This window comes from Methylophilus rhizosphaerae (genome assembly GCF_900100975.1).
GTDB classification, from domain to species: domain Bacteria; phylum Pseudomonadota; class Gammaproteobacteria; order Burkholderiales; family Methylophilaceae; genus Methylophilus; species Methylophilus rhizosphaerae.
Genome location: NZ_FNFX01000001.1, coordinates 618,384 through 634,222 on the forward strand (window position 1 = coordinate 618,384; position 15,839 = coordinate 634,222).

Here is a 15,839-nt window from a genome sequence, read left to right on the forward strand (position 1 = left end):
ACAAAAGCTATACAGACTCCAGAAACTGCCTGATTGCGCTCAGTTCACGCGAGATATCTGCCGCATAATCCTCATACTGGTGCCCGCCGGTGCGGGCATACCAGTACTTGCTGTTCCAGGTATCGCCTTCAATTTTATGCAACACGGCATGTATCCAGTTGGCCGTGCTATCGCTGTAATCCTGCGCAATCTGGTGCGCAGCATCCCAATCACCGGCCTGGGCAAATGTCACAGCCTCCAGCAAGTGCGCGCGGTTAGACATGCTCCGGATACTCGATGGTGCCTTTCTGGATAAACTCTATCTTGTAGCCATCCGGGTCTTCGATAAACGCAATGACAATGGTGCCATGCTTCATCGGCCCGGCCTCACGCACCACTTTACCGCCCTTGGCCTTCACCAGTTCACAGGCTTTATACGCATCATCGACTTCAATCGCCATATGCCCGTAGGCCCCCCCCATTTCGTAACTGGTTTTACCGTAGTTATACGTCAGTTCCAGCACGGTATTCTGGTATTCATTGCCATAGCCGACAAATGCCAGGGTAAACTCGCCATCCGGGTAATCCTGGGTGCGGATCAGCTTCATGCCCAGCACGCCGGTATAAAAATCGATAGAGCGCTGTAAATTTCCAACGCGCAACATGGTATGTAATATTCGCATGGGGGGTTCCTTGAAAAATTGTTTTTTATTAATGTGTACCGCTATCTTTACGCACGGGTAATACGTAAATATTTGTCCATCAGTTGTTCATGCGTCTCACGCCTGTCAGGGTCCAGCGGAATACAACTGATGGGACAGACCTGCTGGCACTGTGGCTTATCAAAGTGACCCACACACTCGGTGCATAATTCCGGGTCAATCTCATAAATCTCTTCGCCCTGGGAAATCGCTTCGTTGGGGCATGCCGGCTCACACACATCGCAATTAATGCATTCGTCAGTAATAAACAAGGCCATGTATTCACACCATCAGTTTCTGCTTGATCGCAGTTTCAACGCCTGGTGAAACAAACTGGTTTACATCACCGCCCAGGCGGGCGACTTCGCGCACCAGGCTGGAAGAAATAAACATGAATTCTTCTGCCGGCGTCATAAACAGGGTTTCCAGCCGGGGGTACAGTTTGCGGTTCATGCCCGCCAGCTGGAACTCATACTCAAAATCACTCGCCGCACGCAAGCCGCGGATCACCATTTGGGCGCCTTGTGCCTGTACAAACTGCATCAGCAAACCATCAAACCCCATCACGCGGATATTGCTGTCGGTGAAGACGGATTGTGCCAGCGCGACACGTTCCTTCAGGCTGAACAAGGTCTGTTTGCTGGTACTGCCGGCAACGGCCACAATCACCTGGTCAAACAGGCTGGCGGCCCTGCGCACGATATCTTCGTGCCCCAGGGTAATCGGGTCAAATGTTCCCGGATAGACTGCTACTCTGACTTTATTCATTACACCTTTTTCCCCATCTGACAGGCGCATGGATCAGGCGAATGCCTGCACCGGCTGCAGCAAATGATAAAACACCTGCCCGGCTTTGCCGGACTTCACCACTTGCCACTGCCCGTCGGATTTTAACGCATATTCGGCCTCCACATACAACCAGCCCTCTGCGGACAGGTGTGCTGCCAGTAGCGGCAACAACTTATCCAGCCACTGTTTATGGTAAGGCGGATCGCAGAAAATCACATCGTACCGCTGCAGGTTCTGCGCCAGGAACTGCAAGGCATCCGCTTGCCGGATATCGGCCTGTGTCGCACCAAGCAGGCGCTGGTTCTGTAATAAGGCCTGAAAAGGCGCCTTGGCAAATTCCAGCAAGGTGGCTTGTCGCGCATGACGTGACAGTGCCTCAAACCCCAATGCACCGGTGCCGGCAAACAAATCCAGGCAGGTTTTACCGGTCAGGTCCTGGCCCAGCCAGTTAAACAGGGTCTGGCGCACGCGGTCCGAGGTCGGGCGCAAACCTTCCGCATCAGGGAATTTCAGTATCCGGCTACGCCAAATTCCAGCATTAAGACGAACTTGATTCATGAATAGTATTCAATCGATGAACAACGGCAAAGCCGTATTATAAAGGGTTCATGGTCCATGACGACATGAGTGGGTCCTTGCCTTCAATCTGTGCCCGTTTTGGTGCCGCGCAAACAGATCGTGCTATCATTTAAGGCAACGAACAAAGGGAATAGCGCATGGAATATTTACTGGGGTTTGGTTTGCTGGGCGGCGTGATTGCACTGGCGCTGACATTATTCTGGATCTGGATGCTGGTGGATTGCCTGGCCAACCAGAACGAAGACAAGCTGGTCTGGTTCCTGGTGATTTTCTTCCTGAACCTGCTGGGCGCGTTTTTATACTACCTGCTGGCACGCAAAAAGCGCACGGGACTCCCTACCCTGTAACAGGGCCTCATCAACAAAAAAGCCGGTAATTTACCGGCTTTTGTTTTGCCAACAGCTTATTCTGCACCCACGATCACCGTAGCAAACCGTTCCGGATGTATGCGCCGCCTGAATGCATCGTTGACCTGCTCCACCGTCACTTGCGCAACCTCTGCGTTAAAACTGTCAAGATAATCCAGCGGCAAGCGATAGAAACCAATCACACTGAGGTATTCCAGGATTTTACTGTTGCTGTCGATACGCAGGGGAAACCCGCCGATCAGGTTATCCTTGGCTGCTTGCAACTCCTGTTCGGTCACGCCTTTGTCCACAAACGCCTGTACGGTTTGCTTTACCAGTTCCAAGGCCTCGCCTGCCTGTGCTTTCTTGGTCTGCAAACCAATCTGGAATGGCCCCAACGCAGCCATCGGCATAAAATAGCTGTAGACACTATAGGCCAGGCCGCGTTTTTCACGCACTTCTTCGGTCAGGCGAGACACAAAACCGCCCCCGCCTAAAATATAGTTACCCACATACAGCGGAAAAAAGTCAGGATCGCCACGCCTGGTGCCCGGCTGGCCAAGCAGGATATGTGCTTGCAAGGCAGGATGCGCTATTTTTTTCAGGCTGGCGGTTTTGAGAGGGGCCACGGCGGAAACCAGCGCTACGGCGGGGCCTTGGGGCAATCCCGCACTTAGCTGTTCAGCAATCTGTTTGGCTTGTGCCAAGGTCAGGTCACCCATCATGGCAATCACCGCGGATTTAGCCGTGTAATGACTTTGATAAAACTGGCGTAATTGCGTTGCAGCCAAGGCGGGTACCGTATCGATTTCACCGCCCTCGTCCAGGCTGTAAGGATGCGTGCCATACAGCGATTGCATAAAGGCTTTCTCGGCAATACTGTCCGGCTCGGTTTCCGCTTCCTGCAGGCCAGCGACAATACGCGCCTGTTCGCGCTTCAATACGGTCTCAGGGAAGTCAGGCCGGTGCAGCACCAGGCTGAAAGCATCCAGTGCCCCTTGCTGCTCGCTGGTCAGGGTACGCAATCTAAAACTGGCACGGTCTGCATCGAAGCTGCTGCCGAGTACGGCGCCAATATCGGCAAAGCGGTTGGTCAGCGTTTCTTCATCCAGGCCGCCAGCCACCAATGCCATCATATGATGCGTCACGCCAGCCAGGCCTGAAGTTTGCGCAGTATCATAGGCACTGCCAGCCGGGAAGTTCACGCTGATATCCATCATGGGCAAGCCATGATTCTCGACAAAATACACGTCACTGCCCTGTGCGGTGGTCCAGTGCTGGATATTCACACCGGCCAACACACCTACTGCATAACTTTGCAGCAGCAACGCCAGCAAGGTGATTTTCAAAAAATTTAACGCGTTCATGTTGTTTCCTACATTATTTGCCATGCGGAATGATCTGTGAATGAGAGATTAATGCTGATGCGGTTGACCGGCTGGTTTGGCATTCGTGTCAATCGGCTGCGGATCCAGCGTGACCAGGTTCAACTGGTCCGGCAACAGGTATTTCTTCGCCACTGCCTGTACCTGTTCGGAAGTGACTGCCTGCACGCGTGCGGCGTTTCTTTCCAGCAAGCTTAGCGGGTAACCCATGGTTTCCAATTGCCCGATCTGCATGGACTGGTAAAACATGGAGTCACGCTTATACACATCTGCCGCAATCACGGCCGCTTTCACGCGGTGTAGCTCTGCTGCCGTCACGCCATGGTTTTTAATTTCGTCCAGTTGTGCCCAAATGGCTTGCTGCAAAGTCTCCAGCGACACGCCTTCACTGGGGGAAGCCGCAATCTCAAATGTGGCGGCCTGGCCACGATTGGTACCGTCATAACCGGCGCCTATATCCAGCGCAATTGCCTGCTCGCGCACCAACTTCTGGTTCAGGCGCGAAGCATCATTGCCACTTAACACACTGGACAAGACTTCCAGCGCATAAGGCTCCCAATCCTGTTCACTGTAAGCAGAGCCATTTTTCAAGGCAGGCACATGAAATCCCATCACAAAATAAGGCAGCTTGGCCGGTGCCTTCACGATGGCGCGCCGCTCGCCAATCTGCACGGGTTCCACTTGTGGTTTACGAACCGGCAACGGTTTGGCAGCGAGCTTGCCAAACGTCTGCTCGGCCAGTTTAAATACCTCTGCTGCCTGCACATCACCCACGACCACCACCGTCACGTTGTTCGGCACATACCAGGTACGGTACCATTCACGCGCATCTTCGGCCGTCATATTGTCGAGGTCATTCATAAAGCCGACCACCGGGCGACCATAGGGATGGGCGCGGTAGACCAGGGAATCAAACTGCTCGCTGACGCGTGATTGTGGCTTGTCTTCCGTGCGCCAGCGGCGCTCTTCTTTCACCACTTCAATTTCCTTGGCAAATTCGGCATCGGTAATTTGCAGGTTCGCCATGCGGTCGGCTTCCAGCTGGAACGATAACGGCAATTTTGACTTTTCCAGCTGCTGGAAATAACAGGTATAGTCCTTGCCTGTAAAGGCGTTTTCCTTGCCACCTGCGGCCGCGATCTGGCGCGAGAACTGTCCTGCCGGAACATCCTTGGTACCCTTGAACATCATATGTTCAAGCACATGCGCCACACCGGTTTTACCATTCACTTCATCCAGCGAACCGGCGCGATACCATATTTGAGACACCACCACTGGTGCTCTATGGTCTTCCTGCACAATGACTTTCAGGCCATTCCCAAGCGTGGCCTGTACAATCTCGGTGTCTGCCTGCACCGCACAGACATGCAGCAATGCAGCCAATAACCAGGCTGGGGACAGGGGGGAAGAAAGTCGTTTTATCATGTTGAAATCACTATGGGAACAGTTTACAAAACAGTGGTGTGACCGAAGGACAGACGGCCTGGTTCGCCAGGAGAGCCGGACGGGCACGCCCTATGCTTTCCATGCTGGCCGTGGCGATAAACATCGATTCAGCTTAGAATAGGCATATTACCGAGTTTTCACCTGCCATGTTCAATCCATTTGCCAAAAAAACCGAATCTGTCACGCCTGCCCCTGAAGCAGCGCCCGCCCTAAGCTGGACCCAGCGCCTCAAAAATGGCCTCTCTAAAACCCGCCAGCAACTGGGTGGTCAACTAAGTGCCCTTTTCGGCGGTGGCAAAATTGATGAAGATATCTACGAGGAACTGGAAACCATCCTGCTGACTTCGGATGTCGGCGTCAACGCCACGCAACACCTGCTGGAACAATTGCGCGCCCGCGTCAAACGGCAGGATTTGCAGGACACCATTGCGCTGAAACAAGCCCTGAAAGACACGCTGCTGGAACTGCTTTCCCCCTTGCAGGCTCCGCTGGATGTCACAACGCACCAGCCTTATGTCATGATGATGGTCGGCGTCAACGGCGCAGGCAAAACCACCACCATTGGTAAACTGGCAAAATACCTGCAAGCACAGGGTCACAGCGTGCTGATTGCGGCTGGTGATACTTTCCGTGCCGCCGCACGCGAACAGTTGCAAGTGTGGGGCGAACGCAACAATGTGCATGTGATTGCGTCAGAGAGCGGCGACCCGGCTGCTGTGATTTATGATGCAGTGAATTCTGCCATCGCCAGGAAAATCGATGTGGTCATTGCTGATACGGCGGGCCGCTTGCCCACGCAGCTACACCTGATGGATGAAATCAAAAAGGTACAACGCGTGATTGACAAAGCCCTGCCAGGCGCACCGCACGAAATCCTGCTGGTGCTGGATGCCAACACCGGCCAGAATGCGGTCAGCCAGCTCAAGACATTTAATGATGCCCTGGGTGTCACCGGGCTGGCGCTGACCAAACTGGACGGCACCGCCAAAGGGGGAGTGATTGCGGCCATTGCGCACTTGAGCGGTCAATCCACCCACAGCATTCCCGTACGTTTTGTTGGCGTAGGTGAAAGCATTGATGACTTGCGCCCGTTTGCAGCCAGCGACTTTATTGATGCCCTGATTGATGACTAAGCCGGATCGCCTTAAACCATGATCTCATTTAATAATGTCAGCATGCGCTATCCCAATAGCGCGCACTTATTTCGCCAGGTCAGTTTCAGCATAGAAAAAGGCGATTTTGTACTGGTCACCGGGCAATCCGGTGCCGGTAAAAGTACCTTGCTTAAACTGATGGCAGGCATAGAGCCGCCCTCCTCCGGCCATATCCTGATCAATGAACAGGATATCAGCCAGCTGCATCCCAATGCTATTCCTTATCTGCGCCGCCGCTTTGGCCTGGTGTTCCAGGATCATAAACTGCTGTATGACCGCAATAGCTTTGACAACGTCGCCCTACCACTCAGCATACAGGGCATTACCGGTGAGGATGCCGCACGCCGCGTGCGTGCCGCGCTGGATAAAGTAGGCCTGCTGAACAAGGAAAAAGCCATGCCGATTACCTTGTCCGGTGGTGAGCAGCAACGACTGGCGATTGCGCGTGCGGTGGTCAGCCGTCCTTCGATTGTGATTGCTGACGAACCCACCGGTGGCCTGGATAAAACCGCCTCGCTGGAAATCATGCAACTGCTGAAAGCGTTTAACGATGTCGGCGTGACCGTGATCATCGCCATGCATGATGTCGCGCAGGTCAGCACCATCGCTTACAGAACCTTGCATATAGAGCAGCAAACCATCAGTGCGATGCCGGCACAGGCTGGCATCTTGTGAGAATGACCGCATGAAAAACTGGCTCAATCAACATATCCTTGCCATCCAGCTGGTACTGCAGCGCCTGCAGACACACTGGCTCAACACATTGACCATTTGCATGGTCATCGGCATTACCGTGACCTTGCCCGGCTTGCTGTTTGTCGGTCTGGATAACTTGCAGGATGCATCGCGCTCGATCAAGCAGGATGCGCAAATCAGTGTTTTCCTCAAACCGGCATTGAATGGCAATGTCATTCAACGCCTGATCAACGACATCCAGCCATTGCCGCAGGTAAAAGAAGTACGCTTTGTGCCCAAGGAAGACGCAATCAAGCAACTGGGGCAGCAGTTTTCACAAAAAGACTTATTAGCTGACCTGCCGCAAAACCCGTTGCCGGATGCGTTATTCATTACCTTGGCTGACACTCACCCGGCAACGGCCAAGCCCGTCCAGGCGCAGTTGCAATCCCGCGCCGAGGTAGATGAAGTGGTCATTGACAGCGTGTGGATTGAACGCCTGAATTCCATGCTGCTGCTGGGTAAACGTATTGCCCTGATTTTTGCCACATTACTGGGTATCGCCATGATTACCGTGATCAGCAACACCGTGCGCATGCAGGTACTTACGCATGAAGCAGAAATTGAAGTCAGCCGGCTGATTGGTGCCACACACAGTTTTATCCGCCGCCCTTTCCTGTATATGGGCAGCGCTTATGGCCTGGGCGGTGGCCTGGTTGCGGTTGCGCTGATGTTTGCGATTGTGTGGAGCCTCAAGCAACCGGTACAGTTGCTGGCCAACAATTACCAAAGCGATTTTCAGCTGGTCTTCCACCTGGTCAATATCGGCGGGCTGATTTTACTGTCTTCCGCCATGATAGGCTGGATTGCGGCGTTTATTGCGTTGACGCAGAAACGCTGACCAAGGTCAATCGCGTGGAAGCGCGCACACAAAAAAGCCACAGTCCGCACTGTGGCTTTTCAATTGCAAGATCACATTACTGTGACACATAATTCGGCCCACTACCGCCTTCCGGTGGCACCCAGATAATATTCTGGGTCGGATCCTTGATATCGCAGGTTTTGCAGTGAATGCAGTTTTGCGCATTGATCTGCAAGACTTCCTTGCCTTCCTGTGCAATAAATTCATACACGCCTGCCGGGCAATACCGCTGCTCCGGTCCGGCATATTTGGGTAAATTCACGCGTTCCGGGATATCCTGCACGGTCAGTTTCAAATGGCAAGGCTGCTGGTCATCATGACCAATATTGCACAAGCTGACCGAACTGGCTTTATCAAATGTCAGCACACCATCCGGCCTGGCATACACGAGCTGGCGGCTTTGGCTGGCTTCTGCCAAAGTGGCATTGTCTGCAATGGTATGCTTCAAGGTCCACGGCAAGGTCACGCCCCAGCTCGACAACCACATTTCCACCCCGCCCAGCAGGCTGCCTACCCAAGTGCCCCAGCGGGACAAATATGGCTTCACATTACGTACGGCGCTTAAGTCCTGCCAGATCCAGGAATCGCGCAGCTTTTGCGGATAGCTGGCCAGGATTTCCGGCGCGCCCTGCTGCATGGCTTCAAACACGGATTCTGCCGCCAGCATGCCGGACTTCATTGCATAGTGACTACCCTTGATTTTAGGCACATTGACCAACCCGGCACTGCACCCCAGCAATGCCCCGCCCGGGAAGGCCAGCTCAGGCAGGGACTGGATACCACCTTCGGAAATGGCGCGTGCACCGTAACTGATACGCTCACCGCCTTCCAGCAAGGCTTTCAATTTCGGGTGTGTTTTATAGGTCTGGAAAATATCGAACAGTGACAGATAGGGATTGCTGTAATCCAGGTGCACCACATAGCCGACCGATACCAGGTTTTCGCCATGATGATAGAGGAATCCGCCACCACCGGTATTGGCATCCAGCGGCCAGCCCAGGGTATGTTCTATCAGGCCTTTCTGATGGTTTTCCGGCTTCACGCGCCAGATTTCCTTGAACCCCAGGCCATACTTGGCCGGGCTGGAAGCCGCACGCAGGCCGTAACGTGCTTCCAGTTGCTTGGTCAGCGAACCGCGCGTGCCTTCAGCCACCAGCGTATATCTGGCACGAATTTCAATACCGGGGGTGTAATTGGCGGTTGGGTTCCCCTGTTTGTCCAGGCCCATATCGCCGGTAATCACGCCTATCATGCGGCCCTGCTCGTCGTAGCTCGGAGCCTGTGCGGCAAAACCGGTATAAATTTCCACACCCAGTTCTTCCGCTGTGGTCCCTAACCAGCGGCAGACTTCGCCCAGGCTGACGATGTAATTGCCATGATTGCGCATCAAGGGCGGTAAAGACCATTCCGGCACAGTCCAGTGTTTTTCCTGCCCCAGCACCACAAAAGTATCTTTACTCACCGGCGTATTCAGTGGCGCACCCCGGGATTTCCACTCCGGCAATAACTCATCCAGCGCCCTGGGATCCAGTACCGCCCCGGAGAAGATATGGCTGCCGACCTCGGCACCTTTTTCCAGTACGCACACGCTCAGCTCCTGACCTTGCGCTTGTGCCAGCTGTTTGAGACGGATGGCTGCCGACAGGCCCGCAGGGCCTGCACCGACAATCAGCACGTCATACTCCATGATATCTCTTTCCATGCTTCCTCCAACGAGATTAGGCAACAGGCGGAATATCAATCAGGTCGCTACGCGTCGCCCCCTGGGTGAACGCCTCACAAAACGCCATAAACTGGCGGATGCCACCCGTTTGATATTTCTGCCTATGCCACAAAAAATAGAAATTCCGGTGAAACTGCAAACCAGGGCTTTCAATCGGCACCAGACTACCGCGGCGGAAGGCATCCTTGAGTGCCAGCCGGGAAATACAACCTATGCCCAGCCCGGACTCGACTGCCCGCTTGATCGCTTCGGTGTGCTCCAGTTCCAGCGTAATATTTAGCCTGGAATAGTCTTGCCTGAATGCACGGTCAAACGTCTCACGCGTGCCTGAACCTTTTTCGCGCACAATCCACGGTTGCAATAACAAATCAGTCTTTTGTATGGTTTTGCCTGCCTGCACGGCTTTTGCCAGCGGATGCGTGGGTGCCGCAAAAATCACCAGTTCATCGGCAATCCATGGCGCCACGGCAATATCCGGCTGGTTGCACTCGCCCTCTATCATACCCAAATCCAAGGTATGATTTGCAATCTGCTCGACAATGGTACGGGTATTTTGCACCTGCAGCTGAATATGGCTTTGCGGATATTGCTGCAGAAACTTGGCTGCCAGCAATGTGACCAGGTAGTTACCCACGGTCAGTGTGGCGCCAATTTTCAGGTGCCCATAGCCTTGCTGCCCTTGCAGCATGCGCTCTATTTCACGCGCCCGGTCCAGCAACTCAACCGCCTTGGGCAGTAACTGCTGCCCGGTCTCGTTGATACGCAGGGTTTTACCGACCCGGTTAAACAACTGGATGCCGAATTGCTTTTCCAGTTCAATCAGTGCCGTGCTCGCAGCAGACTGCGACAATGCCAACTGGTCACAGGCACGTGACACGCTGCCAGTGCGACTAATGGCGACAAATATCTCCAGTTGCCTGAGGGTATATTTCATGAGAAGTTAGCAGGATTGCCCGGCATTTGCGCCGCATCAAAATCGATCTATAAAATAGATATATAATATTATAATAATCAATTTAATAAATATTACAAGCTGGCTTAAAATGCTCGGTTACGAGCTAGAACATCTATAAAGCAAACGTTTATGAAAGCACTGTTTCTATGAAAGTATTGGTAGCGATCAAACGGGTCGTTGATTATAACATTCAAGTCCGCGTGAAAGCCGATGGTTCAAACGTGGATATTGACGGCGTCAAAATGGGTATCAACCCGTTTGATGAAAATGCCATTGAAGAAGCCATCCGCTTGAAAGAAAAAGGCATCGTTTCAGAAATCGTGGCAGTCACCATTGGTGGGGCGGCAAACCAGGATATTTTGCGTCACGCATTGGCCATGGGTGCCGACCGCGCCATGCTGGTTGAGACACAGGAAACCCTGCACTCCCTGAGTGTGGCCAAAGTGCTGAAAGCCGTGGTTGAACGCGAACAGCCAAACCTGGTTTTACTGGGCAAGCAGGCGATTGATGATGATGCCGGCCAGACCGGCCAGATGCTGGCGGCCTTGCTGAAACTGCCGCAAGCGACTTATGCTTCCCAACTCACCATTGAAGGCAACCAGGCAACCGTGGTCCGCGAAATCGATGGCGGTACAGAAACCCTGGCAGTGAGCCTGCCAGCCGTGATTACCGCTGACCTGCGTCTGAACGAGCCACGTTACGTCAAACTGCCTAACCTGATGATGGCACGTAAAAAACCACTGGAGAATGTTCCACTGGACTCACTCAATGTTTCCCTGACACACAATGTGCAGCAACTTAAAGTCGCGACACCACCTGCCCGCCCTGCCGGCATCATGGTGAAAGATGTGAATGAGTTATTGAGCAAATTGCGTACGCACGAAGGGATCATCGGATGAGAACACTCATTATTGCCGAACATAACGGCCAGCACCTGAATGAGCAAGTTGCGCGCGCCGTCACTGCCGCGCAACAGTGGCAACAACCGGTTGACGTCCTGATTGCAGCCGCACAGCCTGACGCGTTGGCTGCTCAAGCAGCGGCTTTGCAAGGCATCAGCAGTGTACTGGTCGCTAGTGATGCCGCTCTGCAGCACCCGACCGCAGAACACCTGGCCGAGATCATCGTACCACTGGCAGCCAACTACAACGTGGTGCTGGCCGCACACAGTGCCTTCAGCAAAAATGTGCTGCCACGCGTGGCGGCGCTACTGGATGTCAACATGCTGTCTGACGTGCTGGAAATCGTGAATACCAACACTTATGTGCGCGGCATTTACGCTGGCAATGTGCTGGCTACCGTACAAAGCAGTGATGCAACCCAGGTACTGACCGTACGCGGCAGCAAATTTGCCGCCGCAGCCACAGGGAATGCTGCCGGAATTACAACGGTTGCTGCGCCAGCTGCACCAGTTGGCAGCCGCTGGGTAGCCGAAGCCTTTAACAAATCCGAGCGCCCGGCACTGACCGCCGCCAAAGTCGTCGTTTCCGGTGGCCGTGCATTGGGTAGTGCCGATGCGTTTGCCCAGGTGATCGCGCCACTGGCGGACAAACTGCATGCAGCAATTGGTGCCAGCCGTGCCGCCGTGGATGCAGGTTATGCGCCTAACGACCTGCAAGTCGGCCAGACCGGTGTGGTCGTCGCACCTGAGCTGTATATCGCGGTCGGTATTTCCGGCGCCATCCAGCATGCTTACGGCATGAAAGACAGCAAGGTGGTCGTAGCGATCAACCAGGATCCTGAAGCACAAATCTTCAAGATTGCTGATTACGGCTTGGTCGCTGACTTATTTGAAGTCGTGCCGCAACTGACAGCTGCGCTATAATAAACCCTTTTAAATTCAAACCCTTTGCCTAGTGGCGAGTAAAAGACTAAGACATGAGTAATAAAAAATATTCCACCGAAACGATTTTGAGCGTTCATCACTGGAACGACACCTTATTCAGCTTCAAGGCCACTCGCGACCCAGGTTTGCGTTTTGAAAACGGCCAGTTTGTCATGATTGGCATGGAAGTAGATGGCCTGCCACTGACACGCGCTTACAGTATTGCCAGCCCAAATTATGAAGAGCACCTGGAGTTTTTCAGTATTAAAGTGCCGAATGGCCCGCTGACTTCACGTTTGCAGCATTTGAAAGTAGGCGACCCATTGTTAGTTAGTCGCAAGCCAACAGGTACATTGGTCACACACGATTTGAAGCCGGGTAAAAACCTGTACTTCTTTTCTACCGGCACTGGCCTGGCACCATTCATGAGCCTGATCCAGGATATCGAAGTATACGACCGCTTTGAGAAAGTTGTCCTGATCCACGGCGTACGTTATGTCAATGAACTGGCTTACGAAGAGTTTATTACCAAAGAATTACCGAATAATGAATTCTTTGGCGAAGAAGTCAAAAACAAGTTGATCTACTACCCAACCGTGACGCGCGAGCCATTCAGAAACCAGGGCCGCCTGACCGATCTGGTGGAAAGCGGTAAATTGTTCGAAGACATCGGCTTGCCACCGCTGAACCCGGAAACCGACCGCGCCATGATCTGCGGCAGCCCGGCCATGCTGGTTGACACCGCCGCCATGCTGGACAAACGTGGTTTCAAGGTCTCACCACGTATCGGTGAGCTTGGCGACTACGTCATTGAAAAAGCCTTCGTCGAGAAGTAATTTTCTTTAGTCATGGCAGTGTCATGCGTTTGCCGCTGACACTGCCATGACCTCACCAATCCTCATAGCACCTTGCTTGCCACAGCGTTGCTTAGCGCCTGGCATCCTTCATGCCCACGGCCACGATCATCGCCAGCACGAATACCATAGACAGCAACAAAAAACCCTGTGCATAGGCTTTAAAAATACCAGGCACAATCACGCCTAACACCTGTTCCCGCCATTCCATAAACACGGCCATCATGGTCACGCCCACCACGCCCCCCAACTGCCTGGCATAACTCACCACCACAGAAGATTGCCCTAAGTGATGCGGCTCCATTTCATGCAAGGTTGCAAGATTGAGCGCCGGCAGAATCAGGCCCAGACCTATCCGGCCTATCACGGTGGCTGCGACAATTTCCCAATACGCCATCTGGCCAGCCGCCAGTGCAAATACCAGGAATGAAGCGCCAAGCACAGCCAGCCCGGCCAGGGTAATCCGCCTGGGCGAAAACCTGTCTGCCATGCGTCCGGCAACAGGAATAGTCAGTACCAGCGCAATCCCAGAAGGTAACAATAACAGCCCGGCATCCGTTGCGCTGTAGGCCATGGCATTTTGTAAAAACACGGGAATCAGGTAAGTGGAGGCAAACAGGCCAAAGCCATAGGCAAACGCGACAAAAGTGCCGCGGCTGAACGTCGGCTTGAAAAACAGGTGCAACTGGATAATGGCATGCGGCAGGCTGTGGGCATGCCGCACATAACAGATCATGGAAACGACCAGCAGCGTGGCATATCCCCAGGTCCAGGCGGTAGTCAGTCCGCTATGGTGCAAACTGGACACAAACTCGATTAAACTGATGGTGGCGGCAGACAGCCAGCCCAGACCAGGCCAGTCAAAAGGCTTGATTTCATGCTTGCGCGGTGCAGGCAGCCAGATGCGGGCACCAATCAGGGCCAGCATCGCAAATGGCACACCCAGCAGAAAGATGGCACGCCAGCCAAACTGATCCAGTAACCAGCCACTGATAGAGGGCGCAATCGCCGGGGTAAAAGCAATCCCCACAATCAGGATACCCGAGGCACGCCCCTGGATATGCGGCGGGAATAACCGCATCAACGCCATGATGCCCAAAGGCTGTAATACCCCGGTGGCCACCCCTTGCACCGTTCGCGTCAACACCACGTGCACAAACGTTTGCGCATAGAATCCGGCAATACTGGCCGCAATCAGCAGCCACAAGGCCGCCATGAAGACCCGGCGCAAACCAAACCGCTCAAGCAACCAGGCCGCAGGCAGCATGGCAATCGTCATCGCGGCCAGGAAAGCCGTCATTGCCCACTGCACCTGGTCTTGCCCCAGTTGAAATGTCCTGGTCAATGCAGGCACCGCCACATTAAAACTGGAAGTACATAACACGCCGGCAATCGTCCCTATGCCGATGATGATCAGTATCATCCATTTATAGCGCTCCCCATAATGCTGCGACAAGACATCGAAGGAATGGGCTCGCTTAAATAACCACATCAAATTCTACCTGCTTTTCAAATTTAACCTGAACAACCATAACATGCATTCTGTGTGGAGTCACCCGAGTGACTCTAATATGAGAAAAGAAAATGGCTTGCCAAAGTAAGTGGCAAGCCATCGTTCTAACGATATAGCTTTCTAAAATGCGCTCTTAATCACACCACCATCAACACGCAAGGCCGCACCAGTCGTCGCGGATGCCAATGGGCTGGCAATGTAGGCAACCAGATTAGCAACCTCTTCAGTGGTGGCAAATCGTTTGATCAGCGAAGTAGGCCTTACATGCTCAAAGAACTCCTGCTCAAAGGCCTCCTGTGATTTGTTCTCGGCTTGCGCCAGCGCCTCGACGAAATCACCCACACCACGCGAACGGGTCGGCCCCGGCAAAATACTGTTCACAGTGATCTGCGTGCCAGCGAGGGCTTCAGCCAAGCCACGGGCAACTGCAATCTGTGCAGATTTCGTCATGCCATAATGAATCATCTCCGGTGGAATCTGTACGCCACTTTCACTCGAAATAAATACAATACGTCCCCAGTTTTTTTGCTTCATGGCCGGCAGATATAACCGGGCAAGACGCACGCCACTCAGTACATTCACATCAAAAAAACGTTGCCAGTCGGCATCGGCAATGTCTTCAAAGTCTTTAGGCTCAAAGATACCGAGGTTATTCACCAGCACATCAATGTCCGGATAGCTTGTTACGAGTTTCTGTGCAACCTCTGCCTGTGTCAGGTCACCAGCAAAGCCTGACACCGTTTTGCCAGTGGTTGTCTGGATGTCTGCGATCGCCTGTTGTACCGATGTCTCAGAGCGCCCGTTAATGATGACTTGCGCACCCTCCTGCGCCAGCAACCTGGCAATGGCCAGACCAATGCCAGCTGTAGAACCGGATACCAACGCTTTTTTGCCTGCGAGTTGTAAGTCCATACACCTATCCTTTATAAATCAGGTTTAATCTATGGCAGTATCTGCCCATCGTTTACTCAGGCTCAAATATATATCTAATT

At 53.3% G+C, this 15,839-nt stretch carries 18 protein-coding genes; 7 read left to right on the forward strand and 11 right to left on the reverse strand.

Going from position 1 to position 15,839, the window contains the following annotated elements; translation table 11 throughout:
- Positions 1 to 7 precede the first annotated feature (7 nt).
- Genes BLP53_RS03060 through rsmD form a run of 5 tightly spaced genes read right to left on the reverse strand, consistent with a single transcriptional unit; the run spans position 8 to position 2,027 of the window.
- Positions 8 to 262, reverse strand: coding sequence for a hypothetical protein (locus BLP53_RS03060; protein ID WP_091469698.1), 255 nt, complete (start codon positions 260 to 262; stop codon positions 8 to 10).
- Positions 255 to 662, reverse strand: coding sequence for a lactoylglutathione lyase (gene gloA / locus BLP53_RS03065; RefSeq protein WP_091469702.1), 408 nt, complete (start codon positions 660 to 662; stop codon positions 255 to 257). The genes BLP53_RS03060 and gloA overlap by 8 nt, the downstream gene beginning before the upstream one ends.
- Positions 663 to 709: 47 nt before the next feature.
- Complete coding sequence (locus BLP53_RS03070; RefSeq protein WP_091469705.1) at positions 710 to 958, reverse strand: YfhL family 4Fe-4S dicluster ferredoxin; 249 nt, start codon at positions 956 to 958, stop codon at positions 710 to 712.
- Between the two features lie 4 nt (positions 959 to 962).
- On the reverse strand, positions 963 to 1,448 hold the full coding sequence (gene coaD / locus BLP53_RS03075) for a pantetheine-phosphate adenylyltransferase (RefSeq protein ID WP_091470443.1): 486 nt from the start codon (positions 1,446 to 1,448) through the stop codon (positions 963 to 965).
- Between the two features lie 33 nt (positions 1,449 to 1,481).
- Positions 1,482 to 2,027: a 16S rRNA (guanine(966)-N(2))-methyltransferase RsmD gene (gene rsmD, locus BLP53_RS03080; RefSeq protein ID WP_091469710.1), complete on the reverse strand. Its 546-nt coding sequence runs from the start codon at positions 2,025 to 2,027 to the stop codon at positions 1,482 to 1,484.
- 158 nt (positions 2,028 to 2,185) lie between these two features.
- Here rsmD and BLP53_RS03085 point away from each other — a divergent pair, with 158 nt between their 5' ends.
- Positions 2,186 to 2,395 carry a PLDc N-terminal domain-containing protein gene (locus BLP53_RS03085; RefSeq protein ID WP_091469715.1) on the forward strand — a complete coding sequence of 70 codons (210 nt, stop codon included), beginning with the start codon at positions 2,186 to 2,188 and terminating at the stop codon, positions 2,393 to 2,395.
- Positions 2,396 to 2,451: 56 nt separating this feature from the next.
- On the opposite strand, the gene BLP53_RS03090 is transcribed toward BLP53_RS03085, so the two are convergent.
- Both BLP53_RS03090 and BLP53_RS03095 read right to left on the reverse strand, forming a co-directional pair.
- Complete coding sequence (locus BLP53_RS03090) at positions 2,452 to 3,762, reverse strand: M16 family metallopeptidase (protein WP_091469718.1); 1,311 nt, start codon at positions 3,760 to 3,762, stop codon at positions 2,452 to 2,454.
- Between the two features lie 48 nt (positions 3,763 to 3,810).
- Positions 3,811 to 5,205, reverse strand: a complete 1,395-nt coding sequence (locus BLP53_RS03095) for a M16 family metallopeptidase (protein ID WP_091469722.1) — start codon at positions 5,203 to 5,205, stop codon at positions 3,811 to 3,813.
- A gap of 167 nt (positions 5,206 to 5,372) precedes the next feature.
- Here BLP53_RS03095 and ftsY point away from each other — a divergent pair, with 167 nt between their 5' ends.
- Genes ftsY through ftsX form a run of 3 tightly spaced genes read left to right on the forward strand, consistent with a single transcriptional unit; the run spans position 5,373 to position 7,956 of the window.
- Entirely contained in the window at positions 5,373 to 6,359 is a 987-nt protein-coding gene (gene ftsY / locus BLP53_RS03100; RefSeq protein WP_091469725.1) for a signal recognition particle-docking protein FtsY, read from the forward strand.
- 18 nt (positions 6,360 to 6,377) lie between these two features.
- Positions 6,378 to 7,055 (forward strand): cell division ATP-binding protein FtsE, encoded by a 678-nt coding sequence (gene ftsE / locus BLP53_RS03105; RefSeq protein WP_091469729.1) that lies wholly within the window; start codon positions 6,378 to 6,380, stop codon positions 7,053 to 7,055.
- A gap of 10 nt (positions 7,056 to 7,065) precedes the next feature.
- Positions 7,066 to 7,956: a permease-like cell division protein FtsX gene (gene ftsX / locus BLP53_RS03110; RefSeq protein ID WP_091469733.1), complete on the forward strand. Its 891-nt coding sequence runs from the start codon at positions 7,066 to 7,068 to the stop codon at positions 7,954 to 7,956.
- Positions 7,957 to 8,032: 76 nt separating this feature from the next.
- On the opposite strand, the gene BLP53_RS03115 is transcribed toward ftsX, so the two are convergent.
- On the reverse strand, positions 8,033 to 9,679 hold the full coding sequence (locus BLP53_RS03115) for an electron transfer flavoprotein-ubiquinone oxidoreductase (protein ID WP_091469736.1): 1,647 nt from the start codon (positions 9,677 to 9,679) through the stop codon (positions 8,033 to 8,035).
- Positions 9,680 to 9,695: 16 nt separating this feature from the next.
- Entirely contained in the window at positions 9,696 to 10,634 is a 939-nt protein-coding gene (locus BLP53_RS03120) for a LysR family transcriptional regulator (protein ID WP_091469739.1), read from the reverse strand.
- A 167-nt stretch (positions 10,635 to 10,801) separates the two neighbouring features.
- Here BLP53_RS03120 and BLP53_RS03125 point away from each other — a divergent pair, with 167 nt between their 5' ends.
- Genes BLP53_RS03125 through BLP53_RS03135 form a run of 3 tightly spaced genes read left to right on the forward strand, consistent with a single transcriptional unit; the run spans position 10,802 to position 13,316 of the window.
- A complete protein-coding gene (locus tag BLP53_RS03125) occupies positions 10,802 to 11,554 on the forward strand; it encodes an electron transfer flavoprotein subunit beta/FixA family protein (protein ID WP_091469742.1) in 753 nt (250 codons plus the stop codon).
- Positions 11,551 to 12,480 (forward strand): electron transfer flavoprotein subunit alpha/FixB family protein, encoded by a 930-nt coding sequence (locus BLP53_RS03130; RefSeq protein WP_091469745.1) that lies wholly within the window; start codon positions 11,551 to 11,553, stop codon positions 12,478 to 12,480. The genes BLP53_RS03125 and BLP53_RS03130 overlap by 4 nt, the downstream gene beginning before the upstream one ends.
- A gap of 53 nt (positions 12,481 to 12,533) precedes the next feature.
- Complete coding sequence (locus BLP53_RS03135) at positions 12,534 to 13,316, forward strand: ferredoxin--NADP reductase (protein WP_091469749.1); 783 nt, start codon at positions 12,534 to 12,536, stop codon at positions 13,314 to 13,316.
- Between the two features lie 91 nt (positions 13,317 to 13,407).
- On the opposite strand, the gene BLP53_RS03140 is transcribed toward BLP53_RS03135, so the two are convergent.
- Together BLP53_RS03140 and BLP53_RS03145 are read right to left on the reverse strand one after the other, a co-directional pair.
- A complete protein-coding gene (locus BLP53_RS03140; protein ID WP_091469752.1) occupies positions 13,408 to 14,826 on the reverse strand; it encodes an MFS transporter in 1,419 nt (472 codons plus the stop codon).
- Between the two features lie 141 nt (positions 14,827 to 14,967).
- Positions 14,968 to 15,759 carry an SDR family NAD(P)-dependent oxidoreductase gene (locus BLP53_RS03145; protein ID WP_091469756.1) on the reverse strand — a complete coding sequence of 264 codons (792 nt, stop codon included), beginning with the start codon at positions 15,757 to 15,759 and terminating at the stop codon, positions 14,968 to 14,970.
- Positions 15,760 to 15,839 lie beyond the last annotated feature (80 nt).